This is a genomic window from Streptomyces sp. NPDC059499 (genome assembly GCF_042749285.1).
Lineage (GTDB): Bacteria > Actinomycetota > Actinomycetes > Streptomycetales > Streptomycetaceae > Streptomyces.
On sequence record NZ_JBHYTT010000007.1, the window covers coordinates 1 to 21,817 of the forward strand.

Annotated in this window: 21 protein-coding genes; 11 read left to right on the forward strand and 10 right to left on the reverse strand. The window is 71.4% G+C overall.

The features are described 5' to 3' along the window. Positions 1 to 46: 46 nt before the first annotated feature. From ACFW9O_RS17965 to ACFW9O_RS17980, 4 genes are all read right to left on the reverse strand, one after another. The gene (locus ACFW9O_RS17965; RefSeq protein ID WP_384610410.1) at positions 47 to 532 is read right to left on the reverse strand and encodes an NUDIX domain-containing protein; all 486 of its coding nucleotides are present in this window, start codon (positions 530 to 532) and stop codon (positions 47 to 49) included. 9 nt (positions 533 to 541) lie between these two features. Further along, positions 542 to 2,164 carry an apolipoprotein N-acyltransferase gene (gene lnt / locus ACFW9O_RS17970; protein WP_384610412.1) on the reverse strand — a complete coding sequence of 541 codons (1,623 nt, stop codon included), beginning with the start codon at positions 2,162 to 2,164 and terminating at the stop codon, positions 542 to 544. Positions 2,165 to 2,215: 51 nt separating this feature from the next. Continuing rightward, positions 2,216 to 2,776, reverse strand: coding sequence for a hypothetical protein (locus tag ACFW9O_RS17975; protein WP_384610414.1), 561 nt, complete (start codon positions 2,774 to 2,776; stop codon positions 2,216 to 2,218). A 70-nt stretch (positions 2,777 to 2,846) separates the two neighbouring features. After that, positions 2,847 to 3,632: a glutamate racemase gene (locus ACFW9O_RS17980; RefSeq protein ID WP_384610415.1), complete on the reverse strand. Its 786-nt coding sequence runs from the start codon at positions 3,630 to 3,632 to the stop codon at positions 2,847 to 2,849. 58 nt (positions 3,633 to 3,690) lie between these two features. Here ACFW9O_RS17980 and ACFW9O_RS17985 point away from each other — a divergent pair, with 58 nt between their 5' ends. Then, a complete protein-coding gene (locus ACFW9O_RS17985; RefSeq protein ID WP_384610417.1) occupies positions 3,691 to 4,872 on the forward strand; it encodes a glycosyltransferase in 1,182 nt (393 codons plus the stop codon). Between the two features lie 37 nt (positions 4,873 to 4,909). Here the strand turns inward: ACFW9O_RS17985 and ACFW9O_RS17990 are convergent, their stop codons facing one another. Beyond that, a complete protein-coding gene (locus tag ACFW9O_RS17990) occupies positions 4,910 to 6,217 on the reverse strand; it encodes a TerD family protein (RefSeq protein ID WP_384610419.1) in 1,308 nt (435 codons plus the stop codon). A gap of 257 nt (positions 6,218 to 6,474) precedes the next feature. On the opposite strand from ACFW9O_RS17990, the gene ACFW9O_RS17995 reads away from it, so the two are divergent. The 4 genes from ACFW9O_RS17995 (at position 6,475) to ACFW9O_RS18010 (ending at position 11,239) form a co-directional block, all read left to right on the forward strand. Continuing rightward, a complete protein-coding gene (locus ACFW9O_RS17995) occupies positions 6,475 to 6,948 on the forward strand; it encodes a DUF6643 family protein (protein WP_384610421.1) in 474 nt (157 codons plus the stop codon). 46 nt (positions 6,949 to 6,994) lie between these two features. Next, positions 6,995 to 7,819 carry an MOSC domain-containing protein gene (locus tag ACFW9O_RS18000; protein ID WP_384610422.1) on the forward strand — a complete coding sequence of 275 codons (825 nt, stop codon included), beginning with the start codon at positions 6,995 to 6,997 and terminating at the stop codon, positions 7,817 to 7,819. A gap of 136 nt (positions 7,820 to 7,955) precedes the next feature. Continuing rightward, the gene (locus tag ACFW9O_RS18005; RefSeq protein ID WP_384610424.1) at positions 7,956 to 8,573 is read left to right on the forward strand and encodes a hypothetical protein; all 618 of its coding nucleotides are present in this window, start codon (positions 7,956 to 7,958) and stop codon (positions 8,571 to 8,573) included. A 230-nt stretch (positions 8,574 to 8,803) separates the two neighbouring features. Continuing rightward, complete coding sequence (locus ACFW9O_RS18010; RefSeq protein ID WP_384610426.1) at positions 8,804 to 11,239, forward strand: right-handed parallel beta-helix repeat-containing protein; 2,436 nt, start codon at positions 8,804 to 8,806, stop codon at positions 11,237 to 11,239. Here the strand turns inward: ACFW9O_RS18010 and ACFW9O_RS18015 are convergent. Further along, on the reverse strand, positions 11,209 to 13,578 hold the full coding sequence (locus ACFW9O_RS18015; protein ID WP_384610428.1) for a hypothetical protein: 2,370 nt from the start codon (positions 13,576 to 13,578) through the stop codon (positions 11,209 to 11,211). The two genes, ACFW9O_RS18010 and ACFW9O_RS18015, sit on opposite strands and share 31 nt — an antisense overlap. Before the next feature lie 238 nt (positions 13,579 to 13,816). On the opposite strand from ACFW9O_RS18015, the gene ACFW9O_RS18020 reads away from it, so the two are divergent. Together ACFW9O_RS18020 and ACFW9O_RS18025 are read left to right on the forward strand one after the other, a co-directional pair. Next, entirely contained in the window at positions 13,817 to 14,647 is an 831-nt protein-coding gene (locus ACFW9O_RS18020; protein WP_351176562.1) for a DeoR/GlpR family DNA-binding transcription regulator, read from the forward strand. A 67-nt stretch (positions 14,648 to 14,714) separates the two neighbouring features. After that, positions 14,715 to 15,152, forward strand: coding sequence for an SRPBCC family protein (locus ACFW9O_RS18025; protein ID WP_351176560.1), 438 nt, complete (start codon positions 14,715 to 14,717; stop codon positions 15,150 to 15,152). 38 nt (positions 15,153 to 15,190) lie between these two features. On the opposite strand, the gene ACFW9O_RS18030 is transcribed toward ACFW9O_RS18025, so the two are convergent. Together ACFW9O_RS18030 and ACFW9O_RS18035 are read right to left on the reverse strand one after the other, a co-directional pair. Then, entirely contained in the window at positions 15,191 to 15,814 is a 624-nt protein-coding gene (locus ACFW9O_RS18030) for a hypothetical protein (RefSeq protein ID WP_384610429.1), read from the reverse strand. A gap of 234 nt (positions 15,815 to 16,048) precedes the next feature. Next, positions 16,049 to 17,182 (reverse strand): PLP-dependent cysteine synthase family protein, encoded by a 1,134-nt coding sequence (locus tag ACFW9O_RS18035; protein WP_384610431.1) that lies wholly within the window; start codon positions 17,180 to 17,182, stop codon positions 16,049 to 16,051. Positions 17,183 to 17,420: 238 nt separating this feature from the next. Here ACFW9O_RS18035 and ACFW9O_RS18040 point away from each other — a divergent pair, with 238 nt between their 5' ends. Beyond that, positions 17,421 to 17,738, forward strand: coding sequence for a hypothetical protein (locus ACFW9O_RS18040; protein ID WP_351176551.1), 318 nt, complete (start codon positions 17,421 to 17,423; stop codon positions 17,736 to 17,738). A 217-nt stretch (positions 17,739 to 17,955) separates the two neighbouring features. Beyond that, the gene (locus ACFW9O_RS18045) at positions 17,956 to 18,477 is read left to right on the forward strand and encodes an ATP-binding protein (RefSeq protein ID WP_351176548.1); all 522 of its coding nucleotides are present in this window, start codon (positions 17,956 to 17,958) and stop codon (positions 18,475 to 18,477) included. Positions 18,478 to 18,795: 318 nt separating this feature from the next. Here the strand turns inward: ACFW9O_RS18045 and ACFW9O_RS18050 are convergent, their stop codons facing one another. Next, positions 18,796 to 19,089, reverse strand: a complete 294-nt coding sequence (locus tag ACFW9O_RS18050) for an SHOCT domain-containing protein (RefSeq protein WP_384610433.1) — start codon at positions 19,087 to 19,089, stop codon at positions 18,796 to 18,798. 200 nt (positions 19,090 to 19,289) lie between these two features. Between ACFW9O_RS18050 and ACFW9O_RS18055 the strand changes: the two genes are divergently transcribed. Together ACFW9O_RS18055 and ACFW9O_RS18060 are read left to right on the forward strand one after the other, a co-directional pair. Next, the gene (locus ACFW9O_RS18055; RefSeq protein ID WP_384610435.1) at positions 19,290 to 19,859 is read left to right on the forward strand and encodes a TetR/AcrR family transcriptional regulator; all 570 of its coding nucleotides are present in this window, start codon (positions 19,290 to 19,292) and stop codon (positions 19,857 to 19,859) included. Positions 19,860 to 19,893: 34 nt separating this feature from the next. Beyond that, the gene (locus ACFW9O_RS18060) at positions 19,894 to 20,475 is read left to right on the forward strand and encodes a DUF4865 family protein (RefSeq protein ID WP_384610437.1); all 582 of its coding nucleotides are present in this window, start codon (positions 19,894 to 19,896) and stop codon (positions 20,473 to 20,475) included. Positions 20,476 to 20,564: 89 nt separating this feature from the next. On the opposite strand, the gene ACFW9O_RS18065 is transcribed toward ACFW9O_RS18060, so the two are convergent. Then, positions 20,565 to 21,779 carry an ROK family protein gene (locus tag ACFW9O_RS18065; RefSeq protein WP_329213751.1) on the reverse strand — a complete coding sequence of 405 codons (1,215 nt, stop codon included), beginning with the start codon at positions 21,777 to 21,779 and terminating at the stop codon, positions 20,565 to 20,567. Between the last annotated feature and the right edge of the window lie 38 nt (positions 21,780 to 21,817).

Here is a 21,817-nt window from a genome sequence, read left to right on the forward strand (position 1 = left end):
GCCACCACCCGTCGGGTGGTGGCCGGCCCCTCGGCGTCGCGCCCGGTCAGGCGCCTGGCACGGGAGTGGGTTCGAACCAGGTGGGGCCGTCGGTGAGGGCCTGCTTGATCCGGAACAGCGAGAACTCGTTGAGCGGCGGCAGGGAGTCGACGGGGAACCACGCCACCTCCAGCGACTCGTCGTCGTTCACCCGTGCCTCGCCGCCGGTGGCCCGGCAGCGGAAGGTGATGTCGAGGTACTGGCACCGGTCGCCGTTGTCGTACTGCACGGGCTGCAGCGCCTGGGTGAGCACCACCCTCTCCGCGACGCAGTGCACCGCGGTCTCCTCGTAGACCTCCCGTTCCGCGGTCGCCGCGGGCTCCTCACCGGGCTCGGAGATACCGCCGATGACGGCCCATTGGCCGGTGTCGGACCGTCGGCCGAGCAGGACTCGGCCCTCGTCGTCGAAGACGATCGCGGTGATGCCCGGCAGCAGGAGCAACTGGTGTCCGGCGGTGGCGCGGATCTCGCGGATGAAGTCGGGAGTAGCCATGCGGCGAGCCTACGTGGCCGCGGGGGAGGTTCCGGGGCGTGCGCTCCGGTCGTTCCTGGCACGCGCGGACCGGATCGCCACCCAGCCGAGGCCGGCCACCGCGATCAGCGCGAGGATGCCTTCGGGCAGGGGGCCCATCCGCGTGGCGGGGGTGAGCGAGGACCGCAGCGGCACCTCGTCGACCAGGGCGTCCGCGGTGAACATCCCGGTCTTCTGCACGATCGTGCCGTCCGGCCGGATCACCGCGCTGACACCGCTGGTGACGGGCACGACGACCGCCCGGCCGTGTTCGACCGCACGCACCTGGGACATCGCCAGCTGCTGGTAGGTCATCTCGCTGCGCCCGAAGGTCGCGTTGTTGCTCGGCACGGCGATCAGCTGGCCACCGTTCTTGACGGTGTCGCGGACGGCGTCGTCGAAGGCCGCCTCGTAGCAGGTGACGAGCCCCACCTTGGTGCCCGCCAGATCGAATACGCCGACCTTGCTGCCGGGCCCGAAGTCGCGCTGGACCCGGTCGACGTCCTTGCTGAAGATCCGCACGAAGGACCGCATGGGCATGTACTCGCCGAACGGCTGGATGTGCCGCTTGTCGTACGTGTCCACGGGGCCGTTGTCCGGGTCCCACTCGATGAGGGTGTTGCGGAGGTTCCCCGTGTTGGGCGCGAGCACGGCACCGACGACAGTGGGGGCACCGATGGCCTTCACCGCCTTGTCGATCACGTCGCGGGCGTCGGCGTTGCGGTACGGGTCGAGGTCGGAGGAGTTCTCCGGCCACAGGACGAAGTCCGGCTGGGGCACCTTCCCCGCCTTCACGTCCTGGGCCAGCTGCTCCGTGCGCTTCGCGTGGTTGTCCAGGACCTGGCGGCGCTGGGAGTTGAAGTCGAGCCCCAGGCGCGGCACGTTGCCCTGGATGGCGGCGACCGTCGCGGTACCGTCCTCGGCGGAGTCGTCGACGAGCGGCAGGGCCGCGAGGGCGGCGACGACCGGGACCGCGACGGCTGCCGCGGCCGCCGCGACGGCGATGCGGGGCACCGTGCCGGTGGCGCGGTACGCGCGGATCTGTCGCAGGGCTTCGAAGAGTCCGAAGCCGCACAGCACCACGGCGAAGGAGAGCAGCGGGGTTCCGCCCAGCGCGGCGAGCGGCAGGAACACGCTGTCCGCCTGGCCGAAGGCGATCCTGCCCCAGGGGAAGCCGCCGAACGGCACGCGGGCGCGGACCGCTTCGTCGAGTGCCCAGACCGCTGCAGCCCAGAAGGGCCAGTACGCGAGCCGGGAGACCGCGGCGATCCCTACGCAGCCCACGGCGATGAACACCGCTTCGGCGAGCGCCAGGGCGAGCCACGGGACGGGGCCGACCTCTTCGCCCGTCCAGTGCAGCAGCGGGAGCATGAAGCCGAGTCCGGCCAGGAGGCCAAGGCCCAGCGCGGCGCGCAGCCTGCGTGCGAAAAGGACCCATCCCAGCAGGGCGAACCCGGGCAGGACCAGCCACCACAGGGGCCGGGGCGGGAAGCTCGCGTAGAGCAGCGCACCGGACAGGACGGCTGCGGCCGGCCGGACGAGCCGCGGCCACAGCTTCCTGCTGCGGGACACGGGGGCGGACGGCGGTTCGACGGTGGTGATGGTGGCGCTCACCTGGCGGAGTCTACGGTGGGCGGCTGTGGGAACGGCATCCCGCTCCGGCCGTTACGACTCCGCGGACCCGGTGGTGCTCAGGTGCAGCCGGTCGCGGATGAACCGTACCGCCGCTTCGGCGTTGTCCACCGTGACGGTGAAGGTCCTGCCGTCGCCGAGTCTCAGCACCAGCCCCTCACCCCGGCGCACCACCACGGCGGTTCCCTGCTCGGGGCGCCAGCGGTAGCCCCAGCCGCCCCACTGGCGTGGGGTGACCTGGGGGGCGAAGTCCGCACCGACCACATGGGTGAGCAGGATCCGGCGCCTGGGCAGTCCGATGTGGCCGCAGCGCACCTCGAGGGCGTCGCCGTCGACCTTCACGGCGACGTGGACGAAGGCGAGGGTCCCGAACAGAATCATCAGTCCGGCGGCGAGACAGCCGATGACCGACATGAGCAGCGGGGCGATTCCGGCGCTCCAGGCCGAATCGACAGCGAGTTCGATGCCGAGCGCCAGGCAGCCCGCTCCGGCGGCCGCGAGCAGCCACTGGAAGCGGTTGCGGGCCCGGCCCGTCCAGATCGTGGCCGGGGCCTGGCTCGAACCGTGCCTCGCACTGCCGGGGTGGTCCGTCATGCCAAGCAGCGTACCCACGTTCCGCGTCCCGGGGAGGGGGCCGCAGAGCCCGGCAGGCCGGGCGGGACGGTCAGAGCGCGGGGCTGACGGCCTTGAGGAGCAGGCCCTCCGCGTAGGCCAGTGCGGGTTCGGGCAGGTCGGCGGCGTGTCCTCCGAGGAGGACCGCGAGGGTGCCGACCGGTTCGGCCGACGGAGCGGGTTCGCAGCCGATACGGCGCAGCGCCTGTGTGGCGACCGCCTCGGCGGAGCCGTGCAGGACGACCTGCGGCAGGCCCGGCTGCTGAACGGCGGCGCGGATGCGCTCGGCCACCAGCTCGTAGTGGGTACAGCCCAGGACCACGTCCGTCACGCCGGGCGGGGTGAGGGCGGCGGCAGCGGCCACCGCGCGGTCGATCCCCGCCTCGTCCGCATGCTGTACGGCGTCGGCGAGCCCGGGGCAGGGGACTTCGGTGACGTCCACCGATCGGGCGAAATCTCGGATCAGCCCGCGCTGGTAGGGGCTCCCGGTGGTGGCCGGGGTGGCCCAGATGGCGACGGTGCCACCGCCCGCCGCGGCGGGCTTGATCGCGGGGACCGTGCCGATGACCGGCAGTCCGGGTTCCAGTTCGGCCCGCAGGGCCGGCAGCGCGTGGACGGACGCGGTGTTGCAGGCGACGATCAGGGCGTCCGGCCGGTGGGCCGCGGCCGCGCGTGCCACGGCGAGCGCATGAACGGTCACGTCCTCCGGGGTACGGGGTCCCCAGGGCATCGATCCGGGGTCCGAGGACAGCACCAGATCGGCGTCGGGCCGAATCCGGCGCACCACGGCAGCGGCGGCGAGCAGGCCGATTCCCGAGTCCATCAGTGCGATCTTCACCCGGTCACCATAGTCGACAGCCCTTGCGGCGCCGCCGAAGTGGGGCAGACTTCGGCGGATGAGCGCCGTTGCCTGGATCGCCGTGGGTTCGCTGGTCGTGTGGGTGTGGCTGCTGCTGGGGCAGGGGTTCTTCTGGCGGACCGACCAGCGGCTCCCCAGGCGTGCCGAGCCGGTGCGCTGGCCCTCGGTCGCCGTGGTCGTGCCCGCCAGGGACGAGGCCGAGATGCTGCCTGTCAGCCTCCCGTCGCTGCTCGCCCAGGACTATCCGGGGGACGCGGAGATCTTCCTGGTCGACGACTGCAGCGAGGACGGCACCGGTGAGCTCGCGCGTGCGCTGTCGGTGAAGCACGGGGGGCTGCCGCTGACGGTGGTGTCGCCGGGTGAGCCCGAGTCCGGCTGGACGGGCAAGCTCTGGGCCCTGAGGCACGGAATCGCGCTCGCCCGGCAGCGGAAGCCGGAGTTCCTGCTGCTGACCGACGCGGACATCGCGCACGAGCCGGACAGCTTGAGGGAGCTGGTCGCCGCGGCCGGGGACGAGGGGGCGGGCGGCTTCGACCTGGTTTCGCAGATGGCCCGGCTCAGGGTGACGAGCACCTGGGAACGGCTCGTCGTGCCGGCCTTCGTCTACTTCTTCGGGCAGCTCTACCCCTTCCGCCGCGTCAACCGGGCGGGTTCCCGGACGGCGGCCGCGGCGGGCGGCTGCGTGCTGCTGCGCACCGGGGCCGCCGAACGGGCCCGCATCCCGGAGTCCATCCGGCAGGCGGTGATCGACGACGTGTCGCTGGCGCGGGCGGTGCAGCGCAGCGGCGGCCGGATCTGGCTGGGGCTCGCGGAGCGGGTGGACAGTGCGCGTCCGTATCCGCGGCTCGCGGATCTGTGGCAGATGGTCTCGCGCAGTGCGTACGCGCAGTTGCGGCACAGCCCGCTGCTGCTGGCCGGGACCGTTCTCGGGCTGGGTCTCGTCTACGTCGCACCGCCGGCGACGCTCGCGGCCGGGCTGCTGACAGGCGATGCGGTGGCCGCGTGGGCGGGGGCGGCGGCGTGGGCCGTGATGGCGGGGACGTACATGCCGATGCTCGGGTACTACCGTCAGTCGCTGTGGCTGGCGCCGCTCCTGCCGTTCACCGCCGTCCTCTACCTCTTGATGACGGTGGACTCGGCGGTGCAGCACTACCGCGGACGCGGTGCGGCCTGGAAGGGGCGTACGTACGCCCGTCCCGAGGCCGCACCGGAGCCCTGAACCCGGCTGTGGGAGGCCGGACTCCATGGGCCGGGGGTCACTTGCGTCCGGGGGTCCAGTTCATTCCCCAGCCGTAGGCGGCGTCGATGGTCCGCTGGGGGCTCACCCCGCGCTGCGGGACGAGATAGCGTGCCTCCCGCTGCACCGTGAGCTCTCCCCCGTTGTTGGTGATCAGCGCGAGAGCGCAAACAGTGGAGGGCACGGTGCATTCGTCGAGAGAGAAGTCGATCGCCGCTCCGTTCTGTGGCTGCAGAGTGACGGTGGCATGCAGATCGGCGAAACTCCGGGCGCCTTCGTAGATGGTTACGAAGATCAGAACGCGGCGCAGCCGGTCCTTGTGGTCGAGGTTCACCGTGAGGTTCTCGCCGGTGGAGAGCGCGCCGGTGCGGTCGTCACCGTCGAGGTGGATATAGGGGGGCCGACGGAGATCACCGAAGGCGTTTCCCAGCGCCTGCACAACTCCCTTGCTTCCGTCGGTGAGTTCGTAGAGTGCGCAGAGATCGAGATCGAGGTCGGCGTGCATGGCTACGGCCCTGCCGAGTTTCGCGCCCCAGCTCTTGAACTGCTTGCGCACTTCCCAGTTGAGATTGACGCGCAGGGCCCCGGAGGTTCCGCCCTGCTTCGACAGGGAGACGGACGGCGCCTCCTTCGTCAGGGTGACCTTGGTCAGCCTCACCGGCTGCGTGACGGGGGGCGCTACCGGGGGCACGACCTGCGGGGCGGGGGCGGCCTGAGGTGCGCGGTGGGGCGCCGGGGGCGCCTGCGCCGGCTGCGGGCGGGGGGCCTGCTGAGGTGGTGCCGGCTGCTGCGGTTCGTCGACGGAGATACCGAAGTCCGTCGCCAGACCTCCGAGTCCGGTGTCATACCCCTGTCCTACGGCCCGGAACTTCCACGCGCCCTGCCGCAGGTACAGCTCGCCGAGAATGAACGCGGTCTCGACCGTCGCGTCCGCGCTCTCGAAGCGCGCGATCTCGGAGCCGCTCACCGAGTCCACGATCCGCACGTAGAGGCCTGTCACCCGGCCGAAGGTGCCGCCGTCCGCCGAGGCCACGACGACCACGCGGTCGATCGCCGGCTCCACCGCCGCGAAATCGACCACGAGGCTGTCCGTGACCGCGTCACCGGCCGTCCGCTTGCCCTCGTGGCGCACCGCGCCGGATGCGTGTGCCGGCTGGTTGTAAAAGACGAAGTCCGCGTCGCTGCGTACCTTTCCCGACACGAGAAGGAGCGCCGAGGCATCCACGTCCGGCGCCCCTGGGGAGGTTCGCCAGCCCAATTCGACCTGTACGACCTGAGCCGGCACAGGAACATTGGTTCCCTTTTGCATGGTCATGCTCGCCCCCATCACGAGTCCGGCTGCCCGGAGAGTTTCACGACAACCTAATCCCCGGCCCGCCGGGGAGCCCACAGTACGGCGGAGACTGCTCCCCGCGACCCGCCGGTAACCCCCTGTGAACTCGCTCTTTACACGATCACAACGCGCCTCGGTGCCCCTTTTTGCCAAGTTCGCTCGCATTGGGGAACGCGGTTCACTCACAACGCACAAAACAACCCTCTTATCGGACTCCCCAACCAGCACATCGTGGGCTTAACTTATGTGTCATGACCTCCCCCCGCTCCACCTACGGCGGCGGCTACTACGCCGCGCCGTCGTTCCCCGACACCCCGATCTACGACTCCCTGGTCGCCGAGCGGGGTACTCCTCAGATCGCACCGATCCGAGTCCCCGCCGCGTACGACACGGGCAACAGCTATCTGCCGGCCCTGCCGTCGTCGCTTCCCGCCCTGCCCGCGGCCCCGTCCAGCGGGTCGTACGGCTACCCGCAGCAGGCGCCGCAGCCGCAGTACCAGAACGCGGGCATGCAGCACGCGCCGATGCAGCCCGCACACCTGCAGCACGCACCCGCCCCGTACATCCCGCAGCAGCCCTCGGCGCCGCGCGGCTACCAGCAGCAGCAGCCGCAGCGCCCGGGTACGGGTTACGAGTCGATGCGCCCGGCCTCGCCCCGGCCCGCCCCGACTCCGTCCCCGTACGAGGACCCGTACAACCGTCCGTATCAGGGCCGGGGGTACTGAGCAGGCGCTCCTGCCCGCTGTCGGACAGGACTGGCAGACTGGACGCATGGTCTCTCCCGTACTCAGGGCTGTCCACGTCCACCCGGTCAAGTCGCTGGCAGCGTGTGCGGCCGAGCAGGCCGTCGTCGAGCCATGGGGACTCGAAGGCGACCGTCGCTGGATGCTGATCGACAGCCGGGGCAAGGTGGTCACCCAGCGTCAGCAGCCCGGCATGGCCCAGCTGTCCGCGAGGCCCCTGCCAGGTGGCGGGGTGATCGTCTCGGCGCCGGGGAGTGCACCGCTGACCGTGGACGTGCCGGAGCCGGTCTGCACCGTGGGCGCGGAGCTCTTCAGGGACAAGGTCGAGGTGGTGGAGGCGGCCGGGGCCGCTCACGCCTGGTTCGGCGCACGCCTCGGTGCGGAGGTCCGGCTCGTCCATCTCGACGCGCCGTCGCACCGCAGGCCGGTCGATCCGGCGTTCGGCCGCCCGGGCGAGACGGTTTCGTTCGCCGACGGCTACCCCCTCCTTCTCACCTCGCGCGCCTCGCTGGATGCGCTCAACGCACTCGTGGCACGGGGTGACCACCCCGAAGAGGGCCCGCTGCCGATGAACCGCTTCCGGCCGAACGTGGTCGTGGACGGAACGGCCCCGTGGGCCGAGGACGACTGGGGCCGGATCGCGATCGGGGAGGTCACCTTCCGCGTGGCGAAGCCCTGCGGCCGCTGCATCGTGACCACGACCGACCAGCGGACGTCGAAGCGCGGCAAGGAGCCCCTGCGCACGCTGGCCCGCCATCGTCTGGTGGGAAGGGATCTCCTTTTCGGCCAGAATCTGATCCCTGAAGGCACCGGAGTGATCCGGGTCGGGGACCCGCTGCGGATCCTCGGCTGAACGTCGTGCCACCTCGCGCCGGCCGGGAACTCCCCGGAGCGTCCCGGGCGTTGGGCGGCGTGAGGTTGCTCTCTCTTCGCTTCCCCAGCAGGTGATCGATGCCGTACCGGGTTATGACGGATACGGAAGGGGGTGGATGACTGTGCGAGCGGTCCTGGGAATCCGGCGGTGGCGGCACAATCCCCTGTGCAGGCCCACCGACCGCCACGAGGCATGGGGGGCACTGGCAGCACTGCTGCTGATGCTGATCGCCGCCCCGGTGCTCGGCTGGATGTGTGGTTCCCTCACCGACGAAGCCCTACAGCGGGCAGTGCGCGCGCAGCACGCGCAGCGGCACCTCACCACCGCGGTCGTCGTGCGCGGGCCCTCCGGTGTCTCGCGCTTCGCCCAGAACCCCGAGGCGGCCGTGGCGGAAGGCACCGCGCAATCCTCCGCGGTGGCCCGGTGGAAGGCCCCGGACGGTACGGCCCGCACCGGCAGGGTGTCCGTGGCGTCCGCGGTCACCGCCCCCGGGGAGCGGATACGGATCTGGACGGACGACGGAGGCCGCCCGGTGGCTCGCCCGATGGACACGTCGACGGCGCGCACCCATGCCGTTCTGGCCGGAATCGGCGCGACCCTGGTCGCTGCCGGTCTGGTGGAAACCGCACGCCGACTGGCCGTATGGCGCATGATGCAACGGCGGTACGGTCGGCTCGACAGGGCCTGGGCCGAAACCGGTCCGGACTGGGGCCGGACCGGGACGGGCAGCTGAACCCACCGGTACGGATGCCGAGTGCCGGGCCGCTACATCTGTTTCACGGACCCCATGAGCAGCCGACTCGTCAACTCGCGTCCGCCGCGCGCGCTACGGTGGACCGGCCCGCCCGACTCCTCGGCAGGCGGGCCCGGAGCTGCGGTGCGGCCGGTGGCACCGGCGTCGCACAGGCTTGCGGACAGGCACGAGGCAGCGCACACGGCACGAGGTGGGGGCACAGCAGCACCATGGCACAGGGCACGGTCCAGGTGACGCACACCGGCACATCGCGATGGCGCCGCCGCACGGGCGAATACGCTTCCCTCACCGCAGCCCTGGAGGCCGCAGCGGACGGTGACGTCCTCACCATCGCCCCGGGTACCTACCGGGAGAATCTCGTCGTCGACCGCGCGGTGACCCTGCGCGGCCCCGAGGGATCCGTCGGTTCCGTGCGGATCGCGCCGGCCGACGGCGTACCCCTGACGGTGCGCGCATCGGCGGTGATCCAGGATCTTCATGTGGAGGGCCAGGATTCCGCCGCCCCGGCGCTGCTCGTCGAGGAGGGCGCGCCCGAGCTCTCGGATCTGCGTGTCGTGACCCGGTCGGCCGCCGGGATAGAGGTACGGGGCGCGGCCCGGCCCACCGTGCGCCGCTGTACCGTCGACAACCCGGCCGGCGTCGGCATCGCCGTACTCGACGGTGCCGGGGGCGTGTTCGAGGAGTGCGAGATCGTGTCGGCCGGGCAGTCCGGCGTCTCGGTCCGCGACGGGGCGCATCCGAGGCTCGAGCGGTGCCGTGTCCACCACGCCTCCGGTGCGGGGCTGAGCGTGACCGGCGAGGGCAGCGGTCTGGAGGCCGTGGGCTGCGAGGTGTACGAGATCAAGGGCAGCGGGGTACAGGTCACGGCCCGCGGCACCGCGCATCTCACCGACTGCACCGTGCACCGCACGTCCGCGGACGGGGTCACGCTGGACACCGACGCGGTCCTCACGCTCGCCGACTGCGACATTCACGACATCCCGGAGAACGCGGTCGACCTGCGGTCCCGCTCCGTTCTCACGCTGACCCGCTCGACCGTGCGCCGGTTCGGCCGCAACGGCCTGTCGGTCTGGGACCCGGGCACCCGTGTCGATGCCAACCAGTGCGAGATCCACGACAGCACGGGCGACTACCCGGCGGTGTGGGTCAGCGACGGCGCCACCGTGATACTCGATTCGTGCCGCGTCCACGACGTACCCGATGCCCTTTTCGTCCTGGACCGGGGTTCGCGTGCCGACGTGGTGGACAGCGACCTGTCCCAGATCCGCAACACGGCGGTGTCGGTGAGCGACGGTGCCACCGCCCAGCTCGACGACTGCCGGATCCGAGAAGCGTCGACCGGAGCCTGGTTCCGCGACCACGGCAGCGGCGGAACCCTGAACAACTGCACCATCGACGCCGCCCAGACCGGCGTCATCGTGACCAAGGGTGCCGACCCGACGATCGAGCGCTGCACGGTCACCTCGCCCGCGGAGGCCGGCTTCTACGTCTCCGCCGAGGGCCGCGGCACCTTCGACACCTGCCGTGTCACCGGCAGCGAGGGCTACGGCTTCCATGTCATGGACGGCTGCCGCTCCACGCTCACCCGCTGCCGCACCGAGCGGTGCGCCCGCGGCGGGTACGAGTTCGCGGAGGGCTCCGGCTCCCCGGGCGACGGGCTCAGCGGCGGTCCGGTGGTGAAGGACTGCACCAGCGACGAGAGCGGACTGCGCGGTGCCACTGCCCCGGCCCCTCCGGTCCTGACGGCGACCCAGTCGACGCCCGGCCTGCTCTCTGCGATGCCGGGACAACGTGCCGCCGAGCCCGCCGCCCCGGCCGCCCCGGCGGAGCCGGTGCGCGATTCGGGTGCCGTCCTCGGGGAGTTGGACGCGCTGGTGGGTCTGGACAGCGTCAAGCGCGAGGTGCGTGCCCTGACCGACATGATCGAGGTCGGCCGGCGCCGCAGGCTGGCGGGCCTCAAGGCGGCGTCGGTGCGCAGGCACCTCGTGTTCACCGGCTCCCCCGGTACGGGCAAGACGACGGTGGCCCGTCTGTACGGCGAGATCCTGGCGTCGCTCGGTGTGCTGGAGCACGGTCATCTCGTGGAGGTGTCCCGGGTCGACCTGGTCGGCGAGCACATCGGCTCGACCGCGATCCGCACGCAGGAGGCCTTCGAACGGGCCCGCGGCGGAGTCCTGTTCGTCGATGAGGCGTACGCGCTGTCGCCGGAGGACTCGGGCCGGGACTTCGGCCGGGAGGCCATCGACACGCTGGTGAAGCTGATGGAGGACCACCGGGACGCCGTCGTCGTGATCGTGGCGGGGTACACGCACGAGATGGAGCGCTTCCTCACCGTCAACCCGGGTGTCGCGTCGCGTTTCTCACGGACCATCACCTTCAGTGACTATGTTCCCGAGGAGCTGCTGCGGATCGTCGAGCAGCAGACCGAGGAGCACGAGTACAGCCTCGCCGACGGGGCCGGGGAAGCGCTGCTCAAGTACTTCACAGCGCTTCCCAAGGGCCCCGCCTTCGGTAACGGCCGCACGGCCCGCCAGACCTTCGAGTCGATGGTCGAGCGGCATGCCGGCCGGGTCGCCCAGCTCGCCGAGCCGAGTACGGACGACCTCACGCTGCTCTATCCGGAGGACCTTCCCGAGCTCCCCTGAGTCTCCCCGCCGGTCTGGTGGGGCACCACCGGTCCGAGCCGTTCCAGGAGCGCGGCCCGCTCGACGGCGAAGACCGGGTCGGCCTGGTAGTCCGAGTGCCCCAGGATCGGTTCGGGCAGCGGGTGTTCAGGGGTGCGGCCGTAGACCAGCGGGTCCTTCAGCGGGCCGCGGTCCACCTCGGGTCCCTGGCTCTCGTCGATGCGGACGGGACCGCCGATCGGGTCCGTCGCCCGCCAGAGGTTGCGCCAGCAGTGCACGGACCGGTGCAGCCCGTCCAGGGGTACCGGTCCGAAGTAGGCGGGGAACCAGCGCCCGTAGAGCCGCTCGATCGGTGAGCCGTAGGTGAGGAGCGCGACCCGGCGCCGCGTCGCGTCGGGCAGCTGCCAGACCGCGGACGCCGCCAGGACGCTGCCCTGGGAGTGGCCCGAGATGACGAGCCGGCCCCGGGTGCGCGCCGTCCAGGCGGACATCCGGGACGACAGGTCGGGCACGGCACGCTCGGCGTAGCAGGGCGGCGCGAAGGGATGGGCGGCGCGCGGCCAGAACGTGCCGACGTCCCAGAGGATGCCGATCGTGCGCCGGGCGGACACGTCGCGGTAGGCGCGGCGGCCCCAGGTGACGAACAGGACGAACCCGAAGCCGATCATCCAGGAACCGGTCGACTGGGCCGCCTCGGCGAGCGATTCGACGAGGGGAACCGCTCCGTCCATCGCCCGGCCGGGCACCTCGCCGGTGAGCCAGGACCCGGCGACCGCTCCGGCGCCGAGGAGCAGGGTGGCGCCCGAGACCAGGGCGACGAGCCAGGGTGCGGAGTCGGTGAGGGCCGCCGTGGCCCTGGTGCCCGCGATGGCCCGGGTGCGGGCGCGGTCGGGCCGCGCCTGTTCGTACTCCGCCTCGACCTCGGGTCCCAGCCGGCGGGCGCGCAGCCCGGTGCGGACGGCCAGCCAGGCGAGGGGGACGAGCAGGAGCAGCAGCAGGACGGGGATGACGGAGGCCTGCCAGCTGAGGAGTACGGGCGGCCCCTCTATGGTCGAGCCGGCGCCCATGCCGGGTGTACCGGAGCCGTCGAGCCAGTCGGCGACACGCTGGGCGACCCCGCCGGTCATCACACCGCCGAGCGCACAGGCGAGCATGGCCACGGCGGGCCCTCCGAGGCCGTGGAGGGTCGTGCGCGGCTCGGGGATGCGGTGGTACAGGCTCAGCGCCACCACGGCGAGCAGGACGACGAGAACGCCCTGTCCGACGGCGAGGACGCGAAAGGCGGTCTCGCCGGGGAGGGTTCCCGAGGACGCCCAGGCGGGGCGGGACCACGCCGCGTAGACCGTGCCGGCGAGCAGCAGGGCGAGCGCCGTCCCCGGCAGCAGGGTGATGACGGCGCGGTCGAGGGCGTTGTCGAGGCGCCGCTCGCTGCGGCCCCGGCGGCAGACCACCGCGACCACCACAAGGGCGCACACGGCGAGAGCCGCCTCGAACAGCCCGCCGATCACAGCGGGCACGGGCCCGTCGGCGGACCGGTCGTGCCGGGCGGCGGCTCCCCCCACCGCGGCTGCGACGGTGAGGAATCCGGCGGCCGTGTGGGCGGCCCGCAGCCGGGCGACCAGTCGGCGGCCGTACCAGAACCCGGGCCGGCCCAGGGCGGGACGGACCGGTGGTGCGGCGGACGCGGAGGTCTCCGGCGTGTGTGCCGAGTCCTCCCCGGGTTCGTCCCAGCTCAGCGGTCGCTGCGATTCGTACGCGCTCCAGGTGCGGTTGGACAGGTACCAGAGCAGTGCGACCAGGGCCGTCGGCACGAGTGCGGCGACCGCGAGCCGGCGTCCGGGCTGGGACCACCAGCCGCCCTGCTCCGTCGACAGGAACCCGAGCCAGGACCGCCGGCCGGAGCACTCCGGTGCGCCCGCGCACTGCCAGGCCACCAGGTCGAGGGCGACCTCGCAGACCGCGGCGGTCAGCAGCACGGTCAGGCTGAGCGCGATGAGCCGCACCACCATGCCGTACAGCCGCACCGACGCGGTGCGGCCCGGTGCGGTGGGCCGCATCCAGTGGGCGAGGTTGACCACCATGAAGGGGAGCAGCAGCAGCCACAGGGCACGGGAGCCGTTGCCCGAGGTGAGGTTGGACCAGCAGTAGGCCTCGGCGACGGGCCGGTCCCCATGACGTTCGGGGTGCTGCTCGGCCTCGATGTCCTCGGTACGCCGGTAGATGGCGGCCGTCGCGTCACCGGTGATCCTGGTCGTACGGGGGTCGCCGAGCATCTCCTGGGGAGTGGCTCCGCCTACGCCGTGGACGAGCAGTTCCAGCGCTGCCCCGGTGCTCTGCGGGGCCTGGGTGGCAGGGGGCAAGGTCGTCTGCTCGCTCTCTGGTCCCGCCGGTCCGTCGGACGGCGGGGAAGGGACGGGGGGCACGGCGCGGAGCGCCGGGCTGACGCGCAGTCACCACCATCGCCGACAAAGGGGGCCTGCCGCATCGCTCTCACCGAATCTCCCCAGTGACACGGCCGGCAGGGCCGCGTGGCAGGATGAGGGCGTCCCGCAGGCCGGTGTCGGACCTGCGGCCAGAGGGAAGGGAACGGACCCGGCGTTGAGCGAGAACCAGAATCTGCTCGCGGAACAGCGGCGCGCGCTCATCCTCGACGAGGTGCGCAAGCGCGGCGGGGTCCGGGTCAACGAGCTGACCCGCAGGCTGAATGTCTCCGACATGACCATCCGCCGGGACCTGGACGCGCTGGCCCGCCAGGGCGTCATCGAGAAGGTGCACGGCGGAGCTGTGCCGCTCGTCGAAGCGAGTACGCACGAGCCCGGGTTCGAGGCCAAGTCGACGCTGGAGCTCAGTGCCAAGGAGGACATCGCGCGGGCGGCGGCGGCCATGGCCGTGCCGGGCAGCGCGATCGCCCTGTCCGGCGGCACGACCACGTTCGCGCTGGCCCGGCATCTCCTGGACGTTCCGTCCCTGACCGTGGTGACGAATTCGGTGCGGGTCGCAGACGTGTTCCACGACGCCCAGCGGCCGACGTCGGGAGGTGGCCCCCGGACCGGATCGGCCACCGTGGTGCTGACCGGCGGGGTGCGCACGCCTTCGGACTCCCTCGTCGGGCCGGTCGCGGACCGCGCGATCGGCTCGCTCCACTTCGATGTGCTGTTTCTCGGGGTGCACGGGATCTCCGTGGAGGCCGGTCTCTCGACCCCGAACCTCGCGGAGGCCGAGACGAACCGCCGCTTCGTGCGGGCCGCGCGACGGGTCGTGGTGGTGGCCGATCACACCAAGTGGGGCACGGTCGGCCTGAGTTCGTTCGCGACGCTGGACGAGGTGGACTCCTTCGTCACGGACTCGGGGCTGCCGGACGGCGCCCGGCAGGAGATCGAGGAGCATCTGCCGGGGCTGGTCGTGGCGGGCGATTCCGCGCCCCAGTAGCCGCGCTCCGGGAACGCGTGGGTTCCGCTCCGCCTCCGACGGGCCGCGGACGTCCTAGGATCGGGCCGTGGCCGTCTTCCGGATCGAGCGTTTCACTCCCCTCCCCGCCGCCGAGGCCTGGCGTCGGGTGACCGACTGGGAGGCCCACGCCGGACCGGTGCCGATGACGTCGGTCACCGTCCCGACCGGTCCACCGACACGGGTGGGGACGGTCTTCGTGGCCCGTACGGGTATCGGGCCGTTCGGGTTCGACGATCCGATGGAAGTGGTGCGGTGGACGCCGCCGGTGGCCGGCCGTGCCGGGATCTGCCGACTGGAGAAGCACGGCCGGGTCGTGCTGGGCAGGGCGTCGATCGATGTCCGGCCGACTGTCGCGGGGTCGCACGTGGTGTGGGTCGAGGAACTGCGCGTGAGGCTGCTGCCCGGGTGGGGTGATCCGCTGCTCTCGACTGCGGGCCGCCGGGTCTTCGGGCGGGTGCTGGACACTCTGCTCGACAGTCCTTAGACCCGACAGGATCAGACCTCATAAGGACGAAGCGCTTTTCAGGATCCCCAGCCGGCGTAGACGGTGACGTTCTCGCCGTTGTCCCTGGCTCCGACGCACACGTCACGCCAGTCGAGCAGCCACCCGCTGGAGCGGCAGCGCTCCTGCTGGAGGCCCAGTTCGCGGATGATCTCCGGGCGGGACAGGCCGTCCTCGCTGATGACCTTCGCGACGCGCCAGCAGCCGCCGGAACCGCAACTGGTGCCTTCCTCATCAATGGTGATGCCGGGTGGCAATGAGGGGAGGGCTCTGGACGACGGGGCGTCCGAGCCTTCGCTGATCATCAGCGCGTAAAGGATGCCGACCACGAGGGTGAGAGAGAACTGCATCCCCAGGAAGCCGATCGCTCCGTTGCGGCGGGAGATCCATTCCGGGGAAGGGCAGTTCTCGTGCCGTCCTTCCAGTCCCACGCCACAGGCGATGAGCAGGGGCGCGAGAGCCGTGAACAGGAGATGGACGTCGAGCCGAGGGACGTCGATCCATCTTTGCTGGACGCTGATCAGCAGACCGGCTCCGGCGAGCAGCGCGCCGCCGATCGCGAAGCCGACAGGACGGGTGCGGGCGATCGTCTTCCACACGACGGCGGGCGCGACGGCGAAGAGTATCCCCAGGATGGTCAACATGTACGGGGGGACGTGCGGCCCCGAGCGCCCGGTTCCACATGGCCGGGGCTCGCCTCAGGCCCGTCCGGGGTTCGCCGGCGAAACGTTCGGCCAGGACCGACCGCACCGTCTCACCTGACCGGACGTCGCATCACAGCCAACGCGGTGAACCTTCTCGGTCACGCGCTGGAGATCCCAAGCACCCACTGAGGACGACTCACCGGACGGGCTACGACGAGAACGAACGGGCCCGGTTCAGGCGGGCCATGTACCGGTGGCCAGGAAGTGGTCGATGGTCCGCGTGTACGGGTCGATGTCCAGGCCCTGCTCGCTCAGCCAGCTGTCGGAGTAGTACTTGTCGAGGTAGCGCTCGCCCGGGTCGCAGAACAGCGTGACGATGCTCCCGGTGCTGCCCTGGCCGACCATCTCCGCGACGAGCTTGAACGCGCTCCACAGTCCGGTGCCGGTGGATCCGCCGGCCTTGCGGCCGATGGCCCGCTCCAGTGCGCGCACGGCCGCGATGCTCGCCGCGTCCGGCACCTTCATCATCCGGTCGATGGCGCCGGGTACGAAACTCGGCTCCATGCGGGGCCGGCCGATGCCCTCGATGCGTGAACCGCAGTCGCTGGTCGCCAGGGGGTCGTGCCGGGTCCACCCGTCGAAGAAACAGGAGTTCTCCGGGTCGGGTACGCAGATCTTCGTGTCGTGCTGCATGTAGCGGACGTAGCGCCCGATGGTCGCCGAGGTACCGCCGGTTCCGGCCGTGGCGACGATCCAGGCGGGCTCCGGGTACCGCTCCAGCCTGAGCTGCTGGTAGATGGATTCCGCGATGTTGTTGTTGCCGCGCCAGTCGGTGGCCCGCTCGGCGTAGGTGAACTGGTCCATGTAGTGGCCGCCTGTGCGGGCGGCGAGGGCCGCGGACTCCTCGTACAGCTTCCGCGAGTCGTCGACGAAGTGGCACTGTCCGCCGTGGAATTCGATCAGCCGGCACTTCTCGGGACTGGTGGTGCGGGGCATCACCGCGATGAACGGGACACCGATCAGCTTCGCGAAGTACGCCTCCGAGACGGCTGTCGAGCCGCTGGACGCCTCGATGACCGGCTTCCCGCGGCGGATCCAGCCGTTGCAGAGCCCGTAGAGGAAGAGCGAACGAGCGAGCCGGTGCTTGAGGCTGCCCGTGGGATGCGTCGACTCGTCCTTGAGGTAGAGGTCGATGCCCCACTGCTCGGGCAGCGGGAAGCGCAGGAGGTGGGTGTCCGCGGACCGGTTGGCGTCCGCCTGGACCTTGCGCACGGCTTCCTTGAGCCAGGCACGGTAGTCGGGATCGCTGCGGTCGATGTCCGTGGTCGTCGCGATCTCACCGTCACCTCTGTGCCCACTGGTGTCCATCAGCGATCTCCTCCTCGTGCCACCGGTACCCGACACCACCACGATATTCCCCCCACCTGCGCAAACGATCGCTTTGGTACCCCATAGCCCTTCCTTGGCCCTGTCGTGGCCGCAGGTGCCCGTGGTGCCTGGGTGCCGCTCCCGAAACGCACGGTTCCGGCCTGATGCGACCTGGTGCAAAGGCCCCGATGCGGGCAGACTTCCCAGCAGAAGCCGGTACAAGGGGGGCGAAGTCGCCATGTCCGAGGCAGAGTTCAGTGCGAGTGGAGTCAGGATCGAGCGGTGGACCCGTTCCCTGACCCTGGCCGGTCAGGTCGTCGTCAAGGACGGCCGGCTGGCGCTGCTGACCAGTAACGGCCGGGAGATCGACAGCGCCCCGGTGACCACAGTGCGCGCGGGCAAACGATGGTTCCTGGCGGCGGACTCCGCGGTCGCGCGGGTCAACGGGGTGCGCTACCGACTGACCATGGGGCAGCGCAACCGCAGGCCCGGCGGGGCCGCTCCGGTGCGCAGGTTCCTGGAGGCGCTGCGCCGCGCGGGCGGGCGGCGGACCTGACACAACGGTTCCGTACGGACACCGCGAGTTGCGGACCCCAACCCCCTGAGTCACGCTGTTAACACGTCACTGATGGTGTACCGGCGGTGACCGCGCAAGCCGCTCCGCCGGGTGCCGCAGGGCGGACCACGCACGACCAGACCAGAAACAGCAGCGAGCCACACTGCTGGATCCGTTCCTTCGTCTTCTTCCGGACCTATTTCGGGGAGTCGCAGCCGTGATCAGCGAGCCAAGCAGGCACTGCGCGGTGGAGCTCCAGGCCCTGCCGTCGCGGATCGGTCAGGTCCGCAGAATCATTTCGGCGCAATTGCGCTACTGGCATCTCGATCCTCTGATCGACCAGGCAGCGCTCGGCGTCACCGAACTGCTGACCAATGTCCACCGGCATGCACAGCCGGACAAATCGTGCACCGTCGAGATCGAGCTGCTGCTCGACCGTCTCACGGTTTCCGTCCACGACCACGACCCACGGCTGCCGACCGTGTGCGATGCCGATTCGTCCGCCACTTCGGGGCGCGGACTGGCGATGATCGCCGCCGTCAGCGAGAGCTGGGGTGTACGACCGACCGACGACACGGGCAAGGTCGTCTGGTTCACCCTTCCGGCCCCGTCCTTCGCCACCGTACTGTCTCCTCTCCCGGTGTACGGGTCGACGACCGACGGTCCCTTCGGCTCCGGACGGGACACCCTCGTGGAGCCCACCGCACAGACCCGGGCCCGGTCGGCCGTCGTCGGCTGACCGGGCAGGGTCCGAGTACGCCGCTCCCCCGGCGTGATCGTTCGGGCTCTGGCCGACCGCCCGCAACAGGCCCAGTTCCCTTGCGCGTTCACGGAACGTCGGAGTCAGGGTGTCGGTGATGCCCGGCATCGCGATCAGCACGGCGAGGGCCGGCGGCGCGTAGACCGGCGTGAGCAGAACACCAGCGGGAGCCTGGGTGAACCGGCTCAGGAACGCGCCGGAGTTCATGTCCCGGTTCCCGGCGGTCGAGGCGTCGCCGGTGACGGCCGTTGCCTTCCTGGGCGGCTGCGGTGCTATGGGCGGTGGTGTCGACGGCGGTCAGGAAGGTCCGTCCTTGTCGAAGCGTCCGTAGGGCTCGTCCAGGACGGAGAGGCGGCGCCAGTACTCGTCCTCGTCGATCTCACCTGCGGCGAACCTTTTGCCGAGGAGGTCGATCGGCGAGTGCTCGCCGGTGACGCCCCGGCGGACGCCGTGGGACTCCCACGGGCCGCGGCGGCCACGCCGGACGGTGCGGCGCAGCAGGGTGACGACGCCGATGACGACGGCCGCCCAGAGGATCGGGAAGAGGAGGATCCAGGGTCCGGGTCCGCCGGAGTGGGCCAGGGTGTTCATCTCGGTCAGCTCCCTCGGTCAGGGGGTTCGTTCGCGTTCTTCTGTCGCTTACGAGCCTGTCTCCGGGAGGGGGGCCAGGGCGTCGTACGGCCGGCGGCAGTGCGCGTACCACCGTGGGAGCACGCAGCGCCCACGCGTCTGCTCCCCGCATCGGCCCCGGCTGCTTCTCGGTTGTACCTACTGGTATGTACAGTGGAGCGATGAGCACTCCGGACCGTCTGATCGAGGCCACCCAGGAGCTCCTCTGGGAGCGCGGCTACGTGGGCACCAGCCCCAAGGCCATCCAGCAACGGGCGGGTGCGGGCCAGGGCAGCATGTACCACCACTTCGCCGGCAAGCCCGATCTGGCGCTCGCGGCCATCGACCGCACCGCGGCGCAGATGCGGGAGGCCGCGGGGCGCGTGCTGGACGGCCCCGGACCGGCGTACGCGCGGATCTCCCGCTACCTGCTGCGCGAGCGCGAGGTACTGCGGGGCTGCCCGGTGGGGCGGTTGACGATGGATCCGGATGTCATGGCGAGCGACGAACTGCGCGCACCGGTGGACGAGACACTGGCCTGGCTGCGGGACCGGCTCACCGAGATCGTCCAGGAGGGCCTGGACAAGGGCGAGTTCACACCGGGTCTCGTTGCGGACGAGATCGCAGCGGCCGTCGTGGCGACCGTCCAGGGCGGTTACGTCCTGGCTCGCGCATCCGGTTCGACCGCCGCCTTCGACTCGGCGGTCACGGGGCTGCTCTCCCTGCTCACCGCACGCACCCCGTCGGCCTGAACCGCGAAGACGGTTCCCTGCCCGAGGAGTTCCGATGCACGCCATGCAGTACGAGATCACCCTGCCTACCGACTACGACATGGAGACCATTCGCAGACGTGTCGCGACGAGGGGGCACCTCCTCGACGCGTTCCCGGGCCTCGGCCTCAAGGCGTACCTGATCCGGGAACGCGGCGAGGCGTCACCGGTCAACCAGTACGCACCGCTGTATCTGTGGTCGGCACCCGAAGGCATGAACTCCTTTCTCTGGGGCCCGGGTTTCCAGGGCATCGTCGATGACTTCGGCCGCCCCGAGGTGCAGCACTGGACGGGACTCGCGTACCTGGACGGGCCGGCCGCGGACGCCCCCGCCCGTGCCGCGGTCCGCCGCCGGGTGCCGGTCGCGGACACGGTCCGGCCCGCCAAGGCGGTCGAGGCCGCGTTGGAGGAGGCCCGGCTGCTGGCCGCGTCTGCCGGGGTCGTCGCCACGGCGCTGGCCGTGGATCCGCGCCGCTGGGAGCTGCTCCACTTCACCCTCTGGGAAGAGGAGCCCGGCGCGGCCCCCGGTGACCGCTTCGAGGTGCTGCACGTGTCGGCGCCGGAGCGCGACCGGCTGGGGCGGGACAGGCAGTGGTGACCCGGGTCCGCAACGGGCTGGAGCAGGCCCGCGGAAAGGACCTGGTGCACTCCGTCCCGGCCACCGCTCCGGAGGGCCCCCGTCCCTGATCAGGCGAGTGCGGCCAGCGGGTCGTCGAGCACGGGTTGCCAGGCCAGCTCGGCGGCGCCCACAAGGCTGTTGTGGGCCAACGTGCAGGACAGGATCGGCACGCTGCCGCTGCGCCCCCACAGGCTGCGGTCGGCGACGACCGCACGGAGCCGTTCGGGGTCGGCTTCCAGGAGGTCGCGGTGCAGTCCGCCGAGGATGATGCGGTCGGGGTTGAGGATGTTGACGAGCCCGGCAAGGCCCAGGCCGAGCCGGTCGATCAGCTCCTCCGCCGCGGTCCGTACACAGGGGTCGGCGTACTCCGTGCGCAGCAGGTCGCCTGCCTGTTTGAGGAGCGACTCCTCGGGGCCGGGTTCGCGGCGTGCCGCGGTGAGGAAGGCGAGGGGGTCCGTCTCGACGTCCAGGCAGCCGCGTCCGCCGCAGTGGCAGGGCCGCCCCTCGGGGTTCACCGTGAGATGTCCCACTTCCAGGGCGAGTCCCGAACTCCCGCTGTGCAGGCGCCCGTCCAGGACGAGCGCACCGCCCACGCCTCGGTGTCCGGTGGCCACGCAGAGCAGGTGCTGGGCGCCGCGTCCTGCGCCGTGCCGGTGCTCGGCGAGGGCGGTGAGGTTGACGTCGTTGCCGGTGAACGCCGGTCCGGTGATACCGGCCGCGCGCACGCAGGCGGTGAAGATCTCCCGGACGGGGGCACCCGCGGGCCAGGCGATGTGCAGCGGGTTGAGGGCGGTGCCCTCGGGTTCGGCGACGGCGGAGGGTACGGCGAGGCCGGCTCCGACGCAGCGCAGTCCGCTGTCCCGGAGCAGCCGGGCACCGGCTTCGACGACCTCGCCGAGGACCTGGGCGGGATCGGCCATGACCGCGACGCAGCCGGGTGCGGTGGCGACGATCCTGCCACCGAGCCCGACGAGCGCGGCACGGAAGCCGTCGGAGTGGACCTGTGCGGCGAGTGCGACCGGCCCGCTGTCCCTGACGGCCAGCCGGTGCGAGGGGCGGCCCTGCGAACCGGCGGCGGAGCCGGGGCTGGAGTCGACCCGGATCAGCCCGAGCGCCTCCAGTTCAGCGGCCACCGCTCCCGCGGTGGCGCGGGTGACACCGAGTTCGGACGTCAGCACGGCACGCGTGGGCGCGCGGCCTGTGTGGACCAGCTCCAGTGCGGGTCCCAGGGCGCTGCGGCCTCTCTCCAACTTCTGCCGGGTGGTGGTCGACTTCCCGTTCATGGGGGCGAGTCTCCCATGATCCGGAGCCGTCGCCGACG

Excerpts from the sequence above, each read along its gene's own strand:
- ACFW9O_RS17965 (WP_384610410.1), bottom strand. The coding sequence starts at position 532 with ATGGCTACTCCCGACTTCATCCGCGAGATCCGCGCCACCGCCGGACAC.
- ACFW9O_RS17975 (WP_384610414.1), bottom strand. The coding sequence starts at position 2,776 with ATGACGGACCACCCCGGCAGTGCGAGGCACGGTTCGAGCCAGGCCCCG.
- ACFW9O_RS17985 (WP_384610417.1), top strand. The coding sequence starts at position 3,691 with ATGAGCGCCGTTGCCTGGATCGCCGTGGGTTCGCTGGTCGTGTGGGTG.
- ACFW9O_RS17990 (WP_384610419.1), bottom strand. The coding sequence starts at position 6,217 with ATGGGGGCGAGCATGACCATGCAAAAGGGAACCAATGTTCCTGTGCCG.
- ACFW9O_RS17995 (WP_384610421.1), top strand. The coding sequence starts at position 6,475 with ATGACCTCCCCCCGCTCCACCTACGGCGGCGGCTACTACGCCGCGCCG.
- ACFW9O_RS18000 (WP_384610422.1), top strand. The coding sequence starts at position 6,995 with ATGGTCTCTCCCGTACTCAGGGCTGTCCACGTCCACCCGGTCAAGTCG.
- ACFW9O_RS18005 (WP_384610424.1), top strand. The coding sequence starts at position 7,956 with ATGACTGTGCGAGCGGTCCTGGGAATCCGGCGGTGGCGGCACAATCCC.
- ACFW9O_RS18010 (WP_384610426.1), top strand. The coding sequence starts at position 8,804 with ATGGCACAGGGCACGGTCCAGGTGACGCACACCGGCACATCGCGATGG.
- ACFW9O_RS18030 (WP_384610429.1), bottom strand. The coding sequence starts at position 15,814 with ATGTTGACCATCCTGGGGATACTCTTCGCCGTCGCGCCCGCCGTCGTG.
- ACFW9O_RS18035 (WP_384610431.1), bottom strand. The coding sequence starts at position 17,182 with ATGGACACCAGTGGGCACAGAGGTGACGGTGAGATCGCGACGACCACG.
- ACFW9O_RS18040 (WP_351176551.1), top strand. The coding sequence starts at position 17,421 with ATGTCCGAGGCAGAGTTCAGTGCGAGTGGAGTCAGGATCGAGCGGTGG.
- ACFW9O_RS18050 (WP_384610433.1), bottom strand. The coding sequence starts at position 19,089 with ATGAACACCCTGGCCCACTCCGGCGGACCCGGACCCTGGATCCTCCTC.
- ACFW9O_RS18055 (WP_384610435.1), top strand. The coding sequence starts at position 19,290 with ATGAGCACTCCGGACCGTCTGATCGAGGCCACCCAGGAGCTCCTCTGG.
- ACFW9O_RS18060 (WP_384610437.1), top strand. The coding sequence starts at position 19,894 with ATGCACGCCATGCAGTACGAGATCACCCTGCCTACCGACTACGACATG.
- ACFW9O_RS18065 (WP_329213751.1), bottom strand. The coding sequence starts at position 21,779 with ATGAACGGGAAGTCGACCACCACCCGGCAGAAGTTGGAGAGAGGCCGC.